We start from the raw sequence: 310 nt of genomic DNA, 5'->3' as shown, positions 1-310 counted from the left end.
CGGATAAAAAGCGCAACTTCAAAACGCGCCAGCGAGGGTACCGCGATCTCCAGTGGTCCAACGGTTCCCCGACGGGCTGACGACCCGGCCGATCATCCTTCCGGAGGGTTGTCAGAGTGGAGTCCTGTCGGGCGTAAAGACGTAATCTCTGTGGGGATTTAATCTTTAAATCCCCACATCTTATTGAACTCTGCTGTGACGGCGCCCAACGACGTACACCGGCCGATTCCGGCATTTCGGACGTGGCCGGGTTCGACACGCGGCGCCGCAACTGAAGAGGCGCTTCGCCACAACCATGAATTGGTCGGCC

The organism is Zavarzinella formosa DSM 19928 (genome assembly GCF_000255705.1).
GTDB classification, from domain to species: Bacteria; Planctomycetota; Planctomycetia; order Gemmatales; family Gemmataceae; genus Zavarzinella; species Zavarzinella formosa.
Note: the sequence above shows the minus strand (reverse complement) of the source record.